Below are 15,918 nucleotides of genomic sequence, written 5' to 3'. Positions count from 1 at the left end.
CATAACGTTCGAAGGATAAAAATGAATACAATGATAGAAACTTGTTATGGTGCAGTAAGCGAACAAATCATCAAAAAAGCAGAAAAAATCCAATTGCTGATTTGTGATGTTGATGGTGTGATGTCAGATGGACTCATTTACATGGGCAATAATGGCGAAGAATTAAAAGCCTTTAATGTCCGTGATGGATATGGCATCCGTTGTTTGCTTACATCTGGCATTGAGGTTGCTATCATTACAGGTCGTCAGTCTAAACTGTTAGAAGATCGTGCTAAGACTCTTGGCATTACATATCTTTACCAAGGTCAGCATAATAAGCTTTTGGCGTATCAACAACTGTTAGATACACTAAACCTTAAACCTGAACAAACAGCCTATATTGGTGACGACCTGATTGATTTACCTGTAATGGAAAAAGTAGGGCTTTCCGTTGCCGTGGCTGATGCTCATCCATTACTTACACCTCATGCTAATTATGTAACCCGCATTGCGGGAGGGCGTGGTGCAGTACGAGAATTGTGTGATTTAATCCTTTTAGCGCAAGGTCGGCTTGAAGAAGCTAAAGGTCTTTCGATTTAACGTATAACGATACAGAATGAATAAATTAAAATCCTGGTTTACCTTAATTCTTGCCATTATCGCCCTTGCGTTGATTGGCTGGAACTACACTAATAACACTGAATTCGGTGATGGTGAGATTGTTGATGATGGTCAGCCAACTTATCAATCCAAATCATCGATATCTTTTGTTTACGAGCCAACGGGTATACTCGGATATAAACTTGTTGCTGATGATGTCAAAAATTATGCTCAACAGAAGTTTACATGGTTTACTAACCCTGTCTTAACCACCTATTCACCGGCAGGGGATGCAACATGGACAGTACGCGCGAATAAAGCCAAGCTAACAAACAGTAAAATGCTCTATCTTTATGGCGATGTTCAAATTGATAGCCTAACGGATGACTCTCAACTACAGAGAATAAGCACAGACAACGCTATCGCAAATTTGGATACACAGGATGTTTCCTCTGATGATGAAGTGACTATTATCGGCGTCGGACTGAAATCAGTCGGCTTAAAAATGCGAGGCAATCTGCGCGAGAAACGTGCAGAGCTGATTGAAAAGGTAAACACCTATTATGAGATCCCTAATGAATCAAAAAATCCGTAATACACTGATTATCGGTACACTTTTAGCGATAAGTGTACCTGCGATGGCGCTTAAAGATGACACACAACAACCTATCGTTGTGAACTCAGAGAAACAATCGCTTGATCTAGAAAAAAACGTCACAACCTTCACACAAAATGTTGTGATCAAACAAGGATCTATCGATATTCGTGCTGATAAAGTTGTTGTCACACGTCCAGGCGGTGACTCCAAAAAGATCGTAATAGAAGCATTTGGTAATCCAGTAACTTTTTATCAGCTACAAGATGATGGTAAACCTATCAAAGGTCGTGGTGAAAAAATGACCTATGAAATGGATAAAGAGTTAATGACCTTAACGGGTAAAGCCTATCTTGAACAATTAGACAGTAATATCACCGGTGATAAGATCACTTATCTCGTCCCAACTCAGCAAATGGAAGCTTTTAGCGGTAAAGGTAAACAAGTGACTACTGTTTTACTACCTTCCCAGTTGCAAGAGAAAGGTCCTGGTGTTAACAACAAAGGTAAGTAACACTTTATGGCGCTGTTAAAAGCTGAAAATTTAGCGAAAGCATACAAAGGGCGCACCGTTGTCGGTGATGTCAGCCTGAACGTTAACTCCGGTGAGATTGTCGGCTTACTTGGGCCAAATGGTGCAGGTAAAACAACCACATTCTATATGGTTGTTGGCATTGTCGCTCGTGATGCAGGTAGTATTACAATTGATGATGAAGACATTACGCTGTTACCGTTACATGAACGAGCGCGTAAAGGCATTGGCTATCTTCCTCAAGAGGCGTCTATTTTTAGACGCTTAAGCGTTTATGACAACATTATGGGGATCTTAGAAATCCGCCATGATTTAACGCCTGAAGAACGAAAAGATCGAGCAGAAGAACTGCTAGAAGAGTTTAATGTCAGCCACTTACGTAACAGCTTAGGGCAATCATTATCAGGGGGTGAACGTCGCCGTGTTGAAATCGCGCGGGCATTGGCAGCCAACCCTAAATTCATTTTATTAGATGAACCTTTTGCAGGTGTTGACCCTATTTCGGTATTAGATATTAAAAAAATTATCCAGCATCTACGTGATTATGGATTAGGTGTACTGATTACTGACCATAACGTGCGTGAAACATTAGATGTGTGTGAACGTGCTTATATCGTCAGCCAAGGTCACCTTATCGCTCATGGTTCACCAGAAGAAATTCTTGAAAATGAGCAAGTTAAACGTGTTTACTTAGGTGAAGGCTTCCGCCTGTAATCTTTGATTCACTTTTACTCTGTCAAGGATGACAATAGCAAAGGACTCATCGCATTATTATGAAACAAAGTCTGCAACTTCGTCTTAGTCAGCAACTGGCAATGACGCCACAGCTACAACAGGCTATTCGTTTGTTGCAACTTTCGACGCTTGAATTACAACAGGAAATTCAGCAAGCACTTGAGTCTAATCCACTTCTAGAACAAGACGATGATCCACAAGATCCCGTTTCAGATGATGCGTCTCATACAGAAGATCAGCCAACCTCTACAACAGAAACAACAACTGAAAACGAAGTTGAAGAGTTTGACACGCTGGATGCTTTAGAACAAAAAGAGATGCCTGATGATCTTCCTTTAGATACTCAATGGGAAGAGATCTACACCGCAGGCACTCCTTCAGGCACCAGTAATGACTATACTGATGATGAGCTTCCACTGTATCAAGGTGAAACAACTGCCTCATTGCAAGATTACCTCACATGGCAGGCTGATCTCACCCCATTTTCAGAAACAGACAGAGCAATTGCGATAAGTATTATCGATGCTATTGATGAAACAGGCTATTTAACTGTCACAACAGATGACATCCTTGCTGGAATGGGCGATGATGAATTAGAGCTTGATGAAGTCGAAGCCGTATTAAAACGTATTCAACGCTTTGATCCTATTGGTGTTGCTGCTCGTGATTTAAAAGAGTGTCTTTTGATTCAGCTATCCGCTTTTTCAACAGAAACACCCTATCTTAAAGAAACGCAGTTAGTCATTAGCCAATATTTAGAGTTGCTAGGTAACCGTGATTTTCGCCAATTGATGCGTCAAACGAAATTACGAGAAGAGACACTAAAATCTGTTATTGAGATGATCCAGTCTCTTGATCCTAAGCCCGGATTAAGTATTGATACAGGCGAGTCAGAGTATGTTATTCCAGATATACTGGTAAAAAAATCAGGTGAACGCTGGCAAGTTGAGTTAAATACAGATAGCATTCCTCGCCTACGAATAAATGAGACTTATGCAGCATTGGGTCAATCGACTCAAAATGAAAGTGATGGAAAATTTATTCGTGACAATTTACAAGAAGCCAAATGGCTGATAAAAAGTTTAGAAAGCCGTAATGAGACACTATTAAAAGTCGCTCATTGCATTGTTGATACACAGCAGGCATTTTTCGAATTAGGTGAAGAGCACATGAAACCCTTAGTGTTAGCAGATATTGCTGAACAGGTTGAAATGCACGAATCCACCATTTCTCGAGTGACAACGCAAAAATTTTTGCATTGCCCGAGAGGAATTTTCGAATTGAAGTATTTTTTCTCTAGCCATGTGAATACTGATAGCGGGGGCGAAGCCTCTTCAACAGCAATCAGGGCTTTAGTGAAGAAACTAATCGCAGCAGAAAACCCAGCGAAACCACTTAGTGATAGTAAACTGGCAGATATGCTCGCAGAACTTGGAATACAAGTTGCTCGACGCACTGTTGCGAAGTATAGAGAGTCATTATCCATCCCGCCTTCAAATCAACGCAAAGAGTTGGTTTGAGCATAATTGAGAAGGAAGACACTATGGAACTTCAAATCACTGGTCATAATATTGAATTAACCGATGCTCTGCGTGATACCGTCAAAGCAAAAAGCGCGAAATTACCTCAGTTCTTTGACAAAATTAATAACGTTCAGGTTATCCTGAAAGTCGAGAAAGTTAATAAAATCGCGGAAGCGACCATTCAAGTTAATGGCGGTGAATTGCATGCCTCTGCAGAAGCAGAAGATATGTACGCAGCAATTGATGGATTAATGGATAAACTGGCTCGTCAATTAACCAAACACAAAGATAAACTGAGACAACATTAATTCATTTCCCATTGTGAAATGGGGATACAATCGGCGAAGTTACTGCGTTGTTTATGACTCGGTTTAAGCCAACGCCTAATCAATATCAGTAACAAAAAACCAGATGTCACTTTGTGGCATCTGGTTTGCTGGTCTAAGTGAATAAGACAATGAACAACGATACAAAGATGAATATTAGCGACGTACTTTCTCTGGCATGTACGCATAATGATGTACATTGCACTAGTAAAAAGCGCGCGTTAGAAATTATCAGTGAAAATGCAGCAAAAGCACTTAATTTACCCGAAACACTGATATTTGAAGCTTTATTGACGCGTGAAAAAGTCGGTACAACAGGGATTGGGGGTGGTTTAGCTATCCCTCATGGACGTATTGAAAGTGATGAAACAGAAAAAGTAGTTGGTGTGTTTCTTCACCTAAGCGAACCTATTTCCTTCGACGCTATTGATAATCAACCTGTCGATTTGTTGTTCGCATTACTCGTTCCTGCGACACAATGTAAGGAACATTTACACACACTGTCTTTGATTGCAAAACAGTTGGCAGACAAAAATTTATGTCGCCGACTACGCTCCGCACAAAGTGATGAAGAGCTTTATCAGATTATCACAGAATAACCCCTACGGGTTTAGTAGGACGCGAATAGCATACAGTGGAATGATATTCATCACTGGGAAATTATAGGGGAGCTACCTCATGGTGCTGATGATAGTCAGCGGACGCTCTGGTTCAGGTAAGTCAGTCGCTTTGCGTGCGCTTGAAGACATGGGATTTTATTGTGTTGATAATTTACCTGTTGATCTTTTACCTGAGCTAGCAAAAACACTGGCTGAACGTGATGCTTCTGCTGCCGCAGTCAGTATTGATGTCCGAAATATGCCAGAGTCGCCGGAGATCTTCGAAAAAGCGCTGGAAAGTTTACCCGCTGAATATTCTCCACAACTCTTATTTTTAGACGCAGATAGAAATACCTTAATTCGTCGTTATAGTGATACTCGACGTCTCCACCCTCTTTCGACCAAGAATCTTTCGTTAGAAGTGGCCATTGATACCGAAAGTGATCTGCTTGAGCCATTGCGATCACGGGCTGATCTCATTATTGATACCTCTGAGATGTCAGTCCATGAACTCGCAGAAATGTTACGCACTCGCTTATTAGGTAAGCGTGAACGTGAACTGACTATGGTCTTTGAATCTTTTGGCTTTAAGCATGGTATTCCTATTGATGCGGATTATGTTTTTGATGTGCGCTTCTTACCGAATCCACATTGGGATCCTAAACTGCGTCCAATGACAGGTCTTGATCGCCCTGTCGCGGCATTTTTAGATAGACACACCGAAGTTCATAACTTTATTTATCAAACTAGAAGCTATCTCGAACTTTGGTTGCCGATGTTAGAAACCAATAACCGTAGTTATTTGACGGTTGCAATTGGTTGTACGGGGGGAAAACACCGCTCTGTTTATGTTGCTGAGCAACTCGCAGATTATTTCCGCTCTAGAGGGAAAAACGTACAATCACGCCACAGAACACTAGAAAAACGCAAATGACCCAATATCGACAAGTTGCGATTAAAAATCGACTCGGTATGCATGCAAGACCTGCAATGAAGCTGTTTGATTTAGTAAAAACATTTCAATCAACTGTCATTTTACGCAACAACGAAGGGGTTGAAGCACAAGCGGATAGTGTGATTGCTATGCTGATGTTAGATTCAGAGCAAGGCAGTCAAATTGATATAGAAGTCACTGGTAGTGATGAAAATGAAGCTATTGATGCTATTATCGCATTATTTGAATCTGGGTTTGATGAAGAATAATCGTAATAGAAAACAATAGATTAGCATTTCTTAACTAAATAACCCGAAAGAGACTGTGATCACTGTCTCTTTCTTTTTTATACAGAACCGCCTATTATCTCTTATATGAGTTTAACAACACCCCCATCTCATCCGTGGGGGTGTTGTTTTGCATTGGAATAAATTGGAGTGTGGTATGACAAAGCCAACAATTATCATCAACGAACTTGATGCAGAACGTTTAGATTCATTACTTGAACAACCGGCATTTGCAGATAGCCCGATTGCTGAAGCATTGAATGAAGAATTAGATCGTGCTGACATTGTTACACCAGCTGATATCCCTGCTAATATTGTCACAATGAACAGCAAAGTCCGTTTTATGGACTTAAAAAACAATGAAGAGCGTACTCGTACTTTAGTGTATCCCGCTTCATTAAAAGACAGCACCACTGAACTTTCCGTTATGGCACCAATGGGTGCTGCGCTACTGGGTTTAGCGATTGATGATGAGATCAGTTGGAAGCTGCCAAATGGCCTTGAAACCAAGGTTAAAGTATTAGAAATTCTATACCAACCTGAAGCTGCGGGTGAATTACACCGTTAAGCATAGCTGAAGGTTCGCGTCTTACTTTATCTTCTCAAATTGAAAAGCACATTGATAAACGCGATATCTCAGCCCATTGCGGGCTGAGATTAAAGATTGCGATAAGTGTCTAAAATTTACTCACCTGCAATGCTCATTTCTGGTAATAACAACGAACCACACTGAACATTACTGCGTGTCTCAATATCATCCCCCATGGTGGCAATATTTGCCCACATATCTTTTAAGTTACCTGCAATAGTCACTTCGCTTACAGGATATTGAATTTCACCATTCTCAACCCAAAAACCGCTCGCACCACGAGAGTAATCACCCGTTACTGTACTAACGCCTTGTCCCATCAATTCAGTCACAACAAGACCTGTTCCCATCTCTTTTAACAGTGCATCAAACGATAAGCCTTGCCCTGGGATATACCAGTTATGAATACCACCAGCATGACCATTGCTTTTTAAACCCAGTTTTCTTGCTGAATATGTGGTTAATAACCACTCTTGTAATACACCATCTTTAATAATTTCAGCATTGGTTGTACGTACACCTTCACTATCAAACGGTGTTGACGCCAAACCTCTCATTAAATGAGGGCGCTCTTGAATGTTTAACCACTGTGGGAAAATTTGCTTACCTAAGCTATCGAGTAAACAAGAAGATTCACGATAAATCATGCTACCACTGATTGCTGCAACCAAATGACCAAAAATACCCGTCGCCACATCTGCTGCAAAAATAACAGGGGCTTTCATGGTGGGTAGTTTACGAGGTGCAAGGCGAGATAACGTGCGACGAGCGCACTCTTGCCCCACCCATTCAGGTGATTCTAGATCATCGAAACGACGACTAATAGTGTAAGCATAGTCGCGCTCCATATCTTCACCATCGCGAGCAATAACACAACTCGACATCGAATAGCGTGAAGATGAATAGCTTTTTAATAAGCCAAGGCTATTACCGAATACACGGGTCCCACTGTTGCTATTAAAACTCCCCCCTTCGGTATTAATAATACGGCTATCACTATCTAAAGCGGCTTTTTCTGCTCTTGATGCTAATTCAATCGCTTTATCTGCTGTGACTTCGGTAGGATGGTAAAGATCAAGGAAAGGTGCATCAAACGCTAATAGCTCTTTATCGGCAGGTCCTGCATATGGGTCAACTGAAGTGTAGCGTGCAATATCCACAGCAGCTTGTACTGCTCGCTTAATCGCATCAGGGCTTAAATCTGTTGAAGATGCACTACCTTTACGTTGTTGTTGATAAACAGTGATACCTAAAGCACCATCACTGTTAAATTCAACATTTTCAACTTCACCATAACGCGTACTTACACTAATACCCGTCGATTTATTAATAGCGACTTCAGCACCATCACACTGTTTTGCTGCCAGCTCTAATGCGAGTGAGACGGCGTCTTCAAGCTGTTTTACCTGATCTGAATTATTCATTGAGAACCATTTTTCCTAAGGAGAACACCACTTTTTACTTATTTTTAGCAAAGTAAATCAATTGACAGGTGGTCAACAAGCGATTTTCCCAGTTACAATAGAAGATATATGAATGTTATCACCCGTCGGGCTTTTGGTCATTCACCAAATCACACTCCCGGCTAACTCTGCAACAGGAATTTTTATTATGGCAAAGCAGCCTGAAGAGTGGCATTACCTCAATCCTGAATTTGACGATACCTCGTCAGAAGAGGAAGAAGAGGACGAAATTATCTGGGTCAGCAAAAGCGAAATTAAACGTGATGCTGAAGCACTCAAAAAACTGGGTACTGAATTAGTTGAATTAAGTGCACAAGAATTAGAACGTGTACCATTAGATGAGAAATTATTATCCTCTATTCAATTAGCACAGAAAGTACAGCGTGAAGCACGCCGCCGCCAAATTCAGTATATTGGAAAACTACTGCGCAATGTGGACGAAGATCCGATCCGCCAAGCGCTTGATAAACTAAAAAACCGCCACAACCAACAGATCTTAGTGTTACATAAACTTGAAGATCTGCGAATTCGCCTTGTTGAAGGTGGCAATGAAGTAATTGAAGAAGTCGTTGCGCTTTATCCAATGGCTGATCGCCAACAATTACGCACACTTATCCGTAATACGAAAAAAGAAAAAGAAGCGAATAAACCGCCAAAATCATTCCGCTTACTATTTCAATATCTAAAAGATTTATCAGAATCAGCATAAAACCTGATCATCCTGAAAACGCAGTGTCAATTCAGCCTCACTGCGATTTTCAGGGCGTATTTTCTACTCTAAATTACTTTTGTGTTTTATGCTCACAATGAAAGCTTAAAACGTCTTTACCAAGCTCCCTTTGTGCTTCTTGCATCAATTCCACCAAAGGTTGAAAATCACGGGAATGGTGCGGTAAATGCTTGAAAACAATACTGACCGGCAATTCTATTCCACCCAATAACGCATCCCATAGTGCATCTAGGTTATCGCCAAATTTATCATCTAACTGAAATTGCTGTGCAAATTCGTGATAAAAGGCGTCTCTATCTGCCAGTGTTTTAAAATTGAAGATAACCTGTTTCATTAAGGTGCAACCTTTGTCATTGTACGATAATGATCAGTGGTAACATAAATCAGCCCATCATTCGAATAGAGCAATCTGTCACTGCCACGACGACCACACTGATAATTTACATCCGCTTCATACCACTGACGTCCAGCTTCTTTTGGTAACTGCTTTTCACGATCCATAAAGCGATCGCCACCAATTGCTCTTCCCGGTAAAACTTCACATAAGTTACCTTCTTTCGCATTCCAGCCTTGCTCTCTAGCCTGTTTTTTAGTGAGATAAAAATCTGGCAACTGTTGATAACGTTGCAAATAGCTAGCTACTGCATTGGTTTGCGTTTTCTCATCAATGGACAGTGGAGTTTGTGCGGGTTTATTGGTGTTATTACTTGGTGATGTCGGAATAGGCGCTAAGGATGAAGACGTTGGCGCTTTGGTTTCAGGCAATAAACCTTTATAAAGAACACCAAATAAAACCGCAATAACAATAATAACTGGTAATAAACGTTTACCCATAAATTAGCACCTTTACTGTCGCTGAGATAAAAAACTCCATCAAAAGATGGAGTTCAATAGATACTTACAAATAACGATAGCGATAATTAAGCTGTACCGCCTACGGTGATCTTATCAAGCTTCAACGTTGGTTGACCTACACCAACAGGTAGGCTTTGTCCTTCTTTACCACAAACGCCAACCCCTTTATCTAAAGCGAGATCATTACCTACCATAGAAACCTGTTGCATGGCCTCAATACCTGAACCAATCAGCGTTGCCCCTTTAATTGGTTTAGTTATTTTTCCATTCTCGATTAAATAAGCTTCTGAGGTTGAAAAAACAAATTTACCCGATGTGATATCAACCTGACCACCACCAAAGTTTGGCGCGTAAATACCGCGATCAACACTAGCAATAATCTCTTCTGGTGAAGACTTACCGGCTAACATGTAAGTGTTTGTCATACGAGGCATAGGAAGATGCGCATAAGACTCACGACGACCATTTCCCGTTGGCGCAACCCCCATCAAACGTGCGTTCATCTTATCTTGCATATAGCCTTTTAAGATGCCGTTTTCGATTAAGACATTGTATTGACCTGGGACACCTTCGTCATCAATAGCCACAGAGCCACGGCGACCTTCAATGGTGCCATCATCAACAATCGTACAAAGCTCCGAAGTGACTTTCTCACCAAGACGACCTGAAAATACAGAGGTTTCACGACAGTTAAAATCACCTTCTAAACCATGACCCACGGCTTCATGCAACAACACTCCCGGCCAGCCTGCACCTAAGACCACAGGCATTGTTCCCGCTGGTGCCGCAATTGCAGATAAATTCACCAACGCCATACGCACCGCTTCACGCGCATAAGTGATAGCGTGGCTTTCACCATCGACTTTAATGAGGAAGTAATCATAACCAAAACGACCACCGCCACCACTTGCGCCACGCTCACGTTTGCCATCTTCTTCCACCAGCACACTCACTGAAAGGCGAACTAAAGGACGCACATCGGCGGCTAACGTGCCATCGGTTGCTGCAACAAGCACATGCTCATAAACACCAGTTAATGACGCATTAACTTGTTTAACGCGTTTATCTTCAGCGCGAGCAGCTTTATCTACCTCATGCAATAGCGCAATTTTCTCTTCACGAGAGAGGCTTTGTAGAGGATCGTTTAAGCTGTATAGCGGAGAATGTTGAATAGCACCTAAAGTATGGATACGACCATTACCTTTAGCCTGAACAATACTTCGTGCAGCATGAGCACTTTGATTAAGTGCATTAAGCGTTAGTTGGTCGGCATAAGCAAAGCCGGTTTTTTCACCGTAAATTGCTCTAACACCAACACCTTGATCAATATTGTAAGAGCCATCTTTAATAATCTGATCGTCGAGAACCCACGCCTCGTGATAACTTGACTGAAAATAAAGATCACCATAATCAATTTGACGCTGTGCAAGCTGCTCTAGTGTTGATGCTAAATCATCTAAACTAAGTTTGTTTGCTTCCAACAGACTTTCGCTGACAACAGCTAAACTCATAATTCTTCTTTATCCTTAACTTTTTTGATTAAGTGGGTCAGTTTCGGGCGAAAGCGGTTATGTTTTACAACCCGTATCTGTTCACGCATACCGTGTAAACTTTCGACGCCAACATTCAACGTTAGCGCACTAACAGCATCAGGGTTCTTTTTCAAAACTTTCCCCCAGCCATCAATCGCCATGGTATGACCCCAAGTCCGGCGCGTATCATGTGTACCCACTTGTGCTGGCGCTAAGATAATACACTGATTCTCAATGGCACGAGCGCGTAATAAAGGCTCCCAGTGTGCTTTCCCTGTTAAACGGGTAAAAGCCGCTGGTACAGAGATTATCTCTGCTCCTTTTTCTCTTAATGCTTGGAAAATACCTGGGAAGCGTAAATCATAACAGATTGTTAAGCCTAATTTCCCAACTGGAGTATCAACGACTGTTAGGCGCTCACCGCGTTGATAAATAGAAGATTCGTTATATTCGCCTTGCTCATCATCAATACTGACATCAAACATATGGATTTTGTCATAACGAGCACGAATAACACCTTCATCATCAAACACCAAACTACTGCTCGTAATTTGGTCTGGGGAGTCTCGGCTAATCAATGGCATAGAACCGACTAAGATCCATACTTTATAGCGCTGAGCCATTTTAGCGATAGCATTTTGTAAAGGTCCATCACCCTGAACTTCAGCATTTTTATGATAATCTTTAGAGTTCGAAAAAAGTAACGCATTTTCAGGTGTTAATACAAGCTTCACTGAATCGGGTAATTGCTTAATCTGTTGCTCAATTTGCGCCAGATTATTTTTTGTGTTTTTACCGCTACAAAGTTGCAAAAGTGCGACATTAACTTTTTTCATAACGCCTGATTCTCCTTAAGCTGACGCAGTACTTCGTCAATTTTGGGTTGTTCCATAGTTCCGGTCACATGATAACGGATAACTGAAATCTTACTCCAAAGTGGCCCCAGAACCTTTGATGCCGCAAACACTGCGGCGCCTGCAATTGGGTTTATCGCGAATGCAGTAGCAACACCAACAGTGGCTGAAATTTCAGGTGTTACTACAACCTGTAGATCCATTTTACGTTCAACTAAATCCACTTTCCCACTTATCGCAATATCAGCAATAACACCATCAACACGAACACTCTCTGCATTCATAATACCTTGATTAATCGTAATTTCACTTTTAATCGAATCATATTCAAAATGCTCGCTGAAAGTATCCCTAAAATCAAATTGTAATTTACGTAAAAGCGCATCAAAACTCACAAGACGCAGTAATTTACCCGCCTGCCCAACATCCACTTTTTCGATACGCCCTTTGCCTAAAGTAGATTTAATATCACCATTTAAGGTCGCAAGATTAAAATTCCACGGCGTATCACGCCATTGCAATGAGAAATCAGCAGAAAGTGGGGACTGAACAATAGGAATGATATAACCGAAGTAAGCGGCCATTTCATCAACTTCTTCGGCTTTTAATTTGCCGATTAACTTTGTCGTATTATTGCCCGCATTATCTTCAGACCACTCACCATTAACAGACAACTCACCACTGCTATTTTCTAACTTACCTTCTGTTAAAAATAGCGCGCCATGCCTTTGCTTTAATGAACCTTGAATTTTGCCAAGTAGTAATCCATTTACCCAACATTCTCGGCATTCAAAATCGATAGAGGGAATATTTTTAACTGAAAACTTCAAGGCATTCGCATCAGAAGTATTTGCCATTTTTAATGGTTTTTCTTCTTGAGATAACGTTGCGCCATTAAAATAGAGATAGTTAATATTGACTTGCCAAGGTGCTGACGTGGTAGGAATAAACACATCCCCTCGTAACTCACTACCTGAAAATGCCAATTTCACACCGTCATTAATACGCATGATTTCAGTTTGTGGATTATTCCACTTTTGCCCTGCGAAATTTAATTCGGGTAAGCTGATATGCACATTATCAGGAAAGCTCACATCATTTCCAGACGGTGTTAAAGACGAAAAAGCCAATAATGTCGGCAACCATTTATCACCTTCTAGCCCTTTAAGAGAAATGGTTAAGCGTTGCTGTGCTGTCAATTCAGGTAATTTCTCGCCAGAGGACACCAGATTACCTTGCAATAAACGCAACTGCTTACCTAATGCCCACTGGCTATTAAATTTCCATTGTTTTTCAGCACTGGCATTCACCGTTAAAGTTTCACTGTTACCCTTTGCAGAAATCACAATAGGCGGTGAGTTTTTTAAATCATCTGTTTCAGGAGCTGTTAGCTGACTACTTAATGCATTGATATTTCCGGTTAAATCGACTTGATAATCAACATCCCCTTTTTCGGGGATCTTAACATTAACGTTGCCACTCCAAGGAAATACGCCGCTAAATTTATGCTGAATATCGCTAGGCAAGCCTTGAATTTTTTGAATATCCCATTGACCTTTTAAGCCAACATCGACCTGATAATTATCCGTACTATTATGACTGGTAAATGAGAAGGCGAGAGGCTGCCCAAACCAATTAGCCGTTAATGTATCACTCTCAAGTTTGTCATTGTGATAACGAAATTGCCCGCTAACACCTTTTAAGGTGGTATCCATAAAATTCAATGTGACATCATTGTTTTTTAAATTAATATCCCCCGAAGCAACCACATCTTCACCACCAAAGGGAATATCTAATTTCAATGTGCCGTCAATTTTTCCGGCAACATTAAGCTCTTCAAGTGTATGACCAATGCTCGCCATTTGAGAGTCTAAGAAATACTCTTTCAGCTCGTCGCCTGTGGCTTGAATATCCGCATTAATTAAGATCTTTTCTTGTCGATAGCTCTCAATCACGGCACTTAAATTCGTGGCGGTTGCTTTACCCACTTTCGCTTGTGCAGAAGACATCCATAACCCATCATTTTTAAAATCTAGATTAATATCAAGATCGAATAATGCTGGCCATTCACTATCAAATTTAAAAGTTGCGTGTTTGACAGGGGCATAAACTTGGAACCACCCTTTGTGATTATCAAAAGGAAAATCGACGGGGTTACCATGGAAAATAAAGGTTCCATTATCGATATTACCGGCAATAATGGCATCTGAGAGATATTGTGTTAGCCCTTTACCAACATACTCCTCAGGCAGGTAACGCCATGCATCTCCTGCATTTGTGACTCTTACGCCTGAGAGTATAGAAAGTTGTTGATCTTCACCTTGTTTCTCATAACGAAAATCACCGGCAACCCATGCTGATGTAGCTTGAATATCTAATCCTTCACTCCAAAGAGATAAGTCATCTCCAGAATGAGTCCAATAAACTGTACCTTTCCCTTTTTCAATATTCAGCGGTGCTTTAAATAATTCGCCCGTATCTATTTCACTATCGGCTAAAGCAAAGTTAAGTTCACCGCCTTGCATACTTCCTTTTAATTGCCCGCTGAAATGTTGTACCGAGGGGATCTCTTGCCAACGCTTCCAACTCACATTTTTCCAAGAAAGATTAATGGCACTTTGCTCGAAGTTTTCTGGGGTGAGATCTAATGCAAAATCATTAACCACACCAGAAAATTGACGATACTGCCATTGACGAACAAAATCAGGCGTTAAAAAAGAGAACAACGGCAATATGGCATACAGCCTATCGAGTTCAATATTTTTGGCACGAATACGCCATGCTTCATCATTCTGTTTTTCTTTTGGTTGATAAAGAACGGCTAAATAACCATCAGGCCACTCTTCACCATCCATGGTAATTTTTCGCGTATAAGGAACATCCGCAAGCCAACCATTTTCTTGCCTTCTCATACGTAATATTAAGTCTTCGACATTTAGTACGTGCGAGGTTCCATCACTACTCCAGTCCATTTCACCTTGATGAATTTGTAACTGACTTCCAGTAATACGCCCTTGAGTAATGTCAATCCAGTTAGACAAACTGGCTTTGGCTTCACCTACGCCACTATTATTTTTTACCCACTGACTAAGCCAAGGTGAGATATCAACATCATCTGCGGTAAGAAATACTTTACCGTTATCGATAAGCCCCTTCTCTGTGGTATAGAGATCAAGGCGTACTTTTAATCCCCCATAATGATTAATGGGAGTATCGAGAGTGACTTCACCTTGAGCACGATGACGATTTTTCTGATTTAACCACATCAATTCAGGCACATGTAATGTACTGGTGTCTCCTGAAGGGGTTAAAAAAACAAAACGGCTTTCAATCAGTTTAAAACGGTCAAACTGCTCAAGGAAAATTGAAGAGATATCATCAGGTTCAGTTAACGTTATATCCCCACTTTGCCCAGTAAAAATAGGGCTATGGTAATTAACATATAACTGTTCAAAGGTCAGTTCACGAAAATGAAGACGGAAAGCGAATAATGAACGCCAAACGTCAAAAGAAAAAGTGACTTTTTCTGCCGTTACGTTCACATCTTTATTGGTAATATTCAGCCCTTCTACTTGAATATCGGGGCCAAAATTTTGCCACTCCCCTATGATCTTTGTCATTGAGACAGGGCTATTGAGTTGCTTCGTTAAATACGATTCTATTTCAGGACGATAACTATCTAAGCGTGGCAGAAAGTAGCGAAATCCGCTTAATACCAAGGCAAAAACGATGAGGCAAAAAACTGTTATCACTAACAGGTATTTAGGCAGCCGCTTCATTTTTGT

17 protein-coding genes are annotated in these 15,918 nt (G+C 40.9%); 11 read left to right on the top strand and 6 right to left on the bottom strand.

The genetic code is table 11. The features are described 5' to 3' along the window. Window positions 1-21 precede the first annotated feature (21 nt). The 10 genes from kdsC (at window position 22) to rnk (ending at window position 6,678) form a co-directional block, all read left to right on the top strand. Window positions 22-579 carry a 3-deoxy-manno-octulosonate-8-phosphatase KdsC gene (kdsC, locus tag QQS39_RS02795; protein ID WP_109371956.1) on the top strand — a complete coding sequence of 186 codons (558 nt, stop codon included), beginning with the start codon at window positions 22-24 and terminating at the stop codon, window positions 577-579. Window positions 580-595: 16 nt separating this feature from the next. After that, window positions 596-1,174, top strand: coding sequence for an LPS export ABC transporter periplasmic protein LptC (gene lptC / locus QQS39_RS02790; protein WP_151434184.1), 579 nt, complete (start codon window positions 596-598; stop codon window positions 1,172-1,174). Then, window positions 1,155-1,688, top strand: a complete 534-nt coding sequence (lptA, locus tag QQS39_RS02785; protein WP_151434183.1) for a lipopolysaccharide ABC transporter substrate-binding protein LptA — start codon at window positions 1,155-1,157, stop codon at window positions 1,686-1,688. The genes lptC and lptA overlap by 20 nt, the downstream gene beginning before the upstream one ends. Before the next feature lie 6 nt (window positions 1,689-1,694). Beyond that, window positions 1,695-2,420 (top strand): LPS export ABC transporter ATP-binding protein, encoded by a 726-nt coding sequence (lptB, locus tag QQS39_RS02780; RefSeq protein WP_006535352.1) that lies wholly within the window; start codon window positions 1,695-1,697, stop codon window positions 2,418-2,420. Window positions 2,421-2,479: 59 nt separating this feature from the next. Beyond that, complete coding sequence (gene rpoN, locus QQS39_RS02775; RefSeq protein ID WP_196736131.1) at window positions 2,480-3,961, top strand: RNA polymerase factor sigma-54; 1,482 nt, start codon at window positions 2,480-2,482, stop codon at window positions 3,959-3,961. Window positions 3,962-3,984: 23 nt separating this feature from the next. Next, window positions 3,985-4,272 carry a ribosome hibernation promoting factor gene (gene hpf, locus QQS39_RS02770; RefSeq protein WP_036913954.1) on the top strand — a complete coding sequence of 96 codons (288 nt, stop codon included), beginning with the start codon at window positions 3,985-3,987 and terminating at the stop codon, window positions 4,270-4,272. Between the two features lie 149 nt (window positions 4,273-4,421). After that, window positions 4,422-4,889: a PTS IIA-like nitrogen regulatory protein PtsN gene (ptsN, locus tag QQS39_RS02765; RefSeq protein WP_151434181.1), complete on the top strand. Its 468-nt coding sequence runs from the start codon at window positions 4,422-4,424 to the stop codon at window positions 4,887-4,889. 79 nt (window positions 4,890-4,968) lie between these two features. Further along, a complete protein-coding gene (gene rapZ, locus QQS39_RS02760; protein ID WP_064718868.1) occupies window positions 4,969-5,823 on the top strand; it encodes an RNase adapter RapZ in 855 nt (284 codons plus the stop codon). After that, a complete protein-coding gene (gene npr, locus QQS39_RS02755; RefSeq protein WP_006535359.1) occupies window positions 5,820-6,092 on the top strand; it encodes a PTS phosphocarrier protein NPr in 273 nt (90 codons plus the stop codon). Before rapZ ends, npr begins: the two co-directional genes overlap by 4 nt. A gap of 175 nt (window positions 6,093-6,267) precedes the next feature. Next, window positions 6,268-6,678, top strand: a complete 411-nt coding sequence (gene rnk / locus QQS39_RS02750) for a nucleoside diphosphate kinase regulator (RefSeq protein ID WP_075671465.1) — start codon at window positions 6,268-6,270, stop codon at window positions 6,676-6,678. A 116-nt stretch (window positions 6,679-6,794) separates the two neighbouring features. On the opposite strand, the gene pmbA is transcribed toward rnk, so the two are convergent. Next, window positions 6,795-8,123 (bottom strand): metalloprotease PmbA, encoded by a 1,329-nt coding sequence (pmbA, locus tag QQS39_RS02745; RefSeq protein WP_285805342.1) that lies wholly within the window; start codon window positions 8,121-8,123, stop codon window positions 6,795-6,797. Window positions 8,124-8,310: 187 nt separating this feature from the next. On the opposite strand from pmbA, the gene yjgA reads away from it, so the two are divergent. Further along, window positions 8,311-8,871, top strand: coding sequence for a ribosome biogenesis factor YjgA (gene yjgA, locus QQS39_RS02740; RefSeq protein WP_151436713.1), 561 nt, complete (start codon window positions 8,311-8,313; stop codon window positions 8,869-8,871). Between the two features lie 73 nt (window positions 8,872-8,944). Here the strand turns inward: yjgA and QQS39_RS02735 are convergent, their stop codons facing one another. From QQS39_RS02735 to yhdP, 5 genes are all read right to left on the bottom strand, one after another. Beyond that, the gene (locus QQS39_RS02735) at window positions 8,945-9,226 is read right to left on the bottom strand and encodes a barstar family protein (RefSeq protein WP_151434179.1); all 282 of its coding nucleotides are present in this window, start codon (window positions 9,224-9,226) and stop codon (window positions 8,945-8,947) included. Next, the gene (locus QQS39_RS02730) at window positions 9,226-9,726 is read right to left on the bottom strand and encodes a ribonuclease domain-containing protein (RefSeq protein WP_151434178.1); all 501 of its coding nucleotides are present in this window, start codon (window positions 9,724-9,726) and stop codon (window positions 9,226-9,228) included. The genes QQS39_RS02735 and QQS39_RS02730 overlap by 1 nt, the downstream gene beginning before the upstream one ends. Before the next feature lie 86 nt (window positions 9,727-9,812). Then, complete coding sequence (gene tldD, locus QQS39_RS02725) at window positions 9,813-11,258, bottom strand: metalloprotease TldD (RefSeq protein ID WP_285805341.1); 1,446 nt, start codon at window positions 11,256-11,258, stop codon at window positions 9,813-9,815. Continuing rightward, window positions 11,255-12,115 carry a deaminated glutathione amidase gene (nit1, locus tag QQS39_RS02720; RefSeq protein ID WP_109371968.1) on the bottom strand — a complete coding sequence of 287 codons (861 nt, stop codon included), beginning with the start codon at window positions 12,113-12,115 and terminating at the stop codon, window positions 11,255-11,257. The genes tldD and nit1 overlap by 4 nt, the downstream gene beginning before the upstream one ends. Beyond that, window positions 12,112-15,912 (bottom strand): AsmA2 domain-containing protein YhdP, encoded by a 3,801-nt coding sequence (gene yhdP / locus QQS39_RS02715; protein ID WP_285805340.1) that lies wholly within the window; start codon window positions 15,910-15,912, stop codon window positions 12,112-12,114. The genes nit1 and yhdP overlap by 4 nt, the downstream gene beginning before the upstream one ends. Window positions 15,913-15,918 lie beyond the last annotated feature (6 nt).

The sequence above is a fragment of the Proteus appendicitidis genome (genome assembly GCF_030271835.1).
Lineage (GTDB): Bacteria > Pseudomonadota > Gammaproteobacteria > Enterobacterales > Enterobacteriaceae > Proteus > Proteus appendicitidis.
The sequence above is the reverse complement of the archived record's forward strand: the minus strand, read 5'-3'. Positions and strand labels throughout refer to the sequence as shown.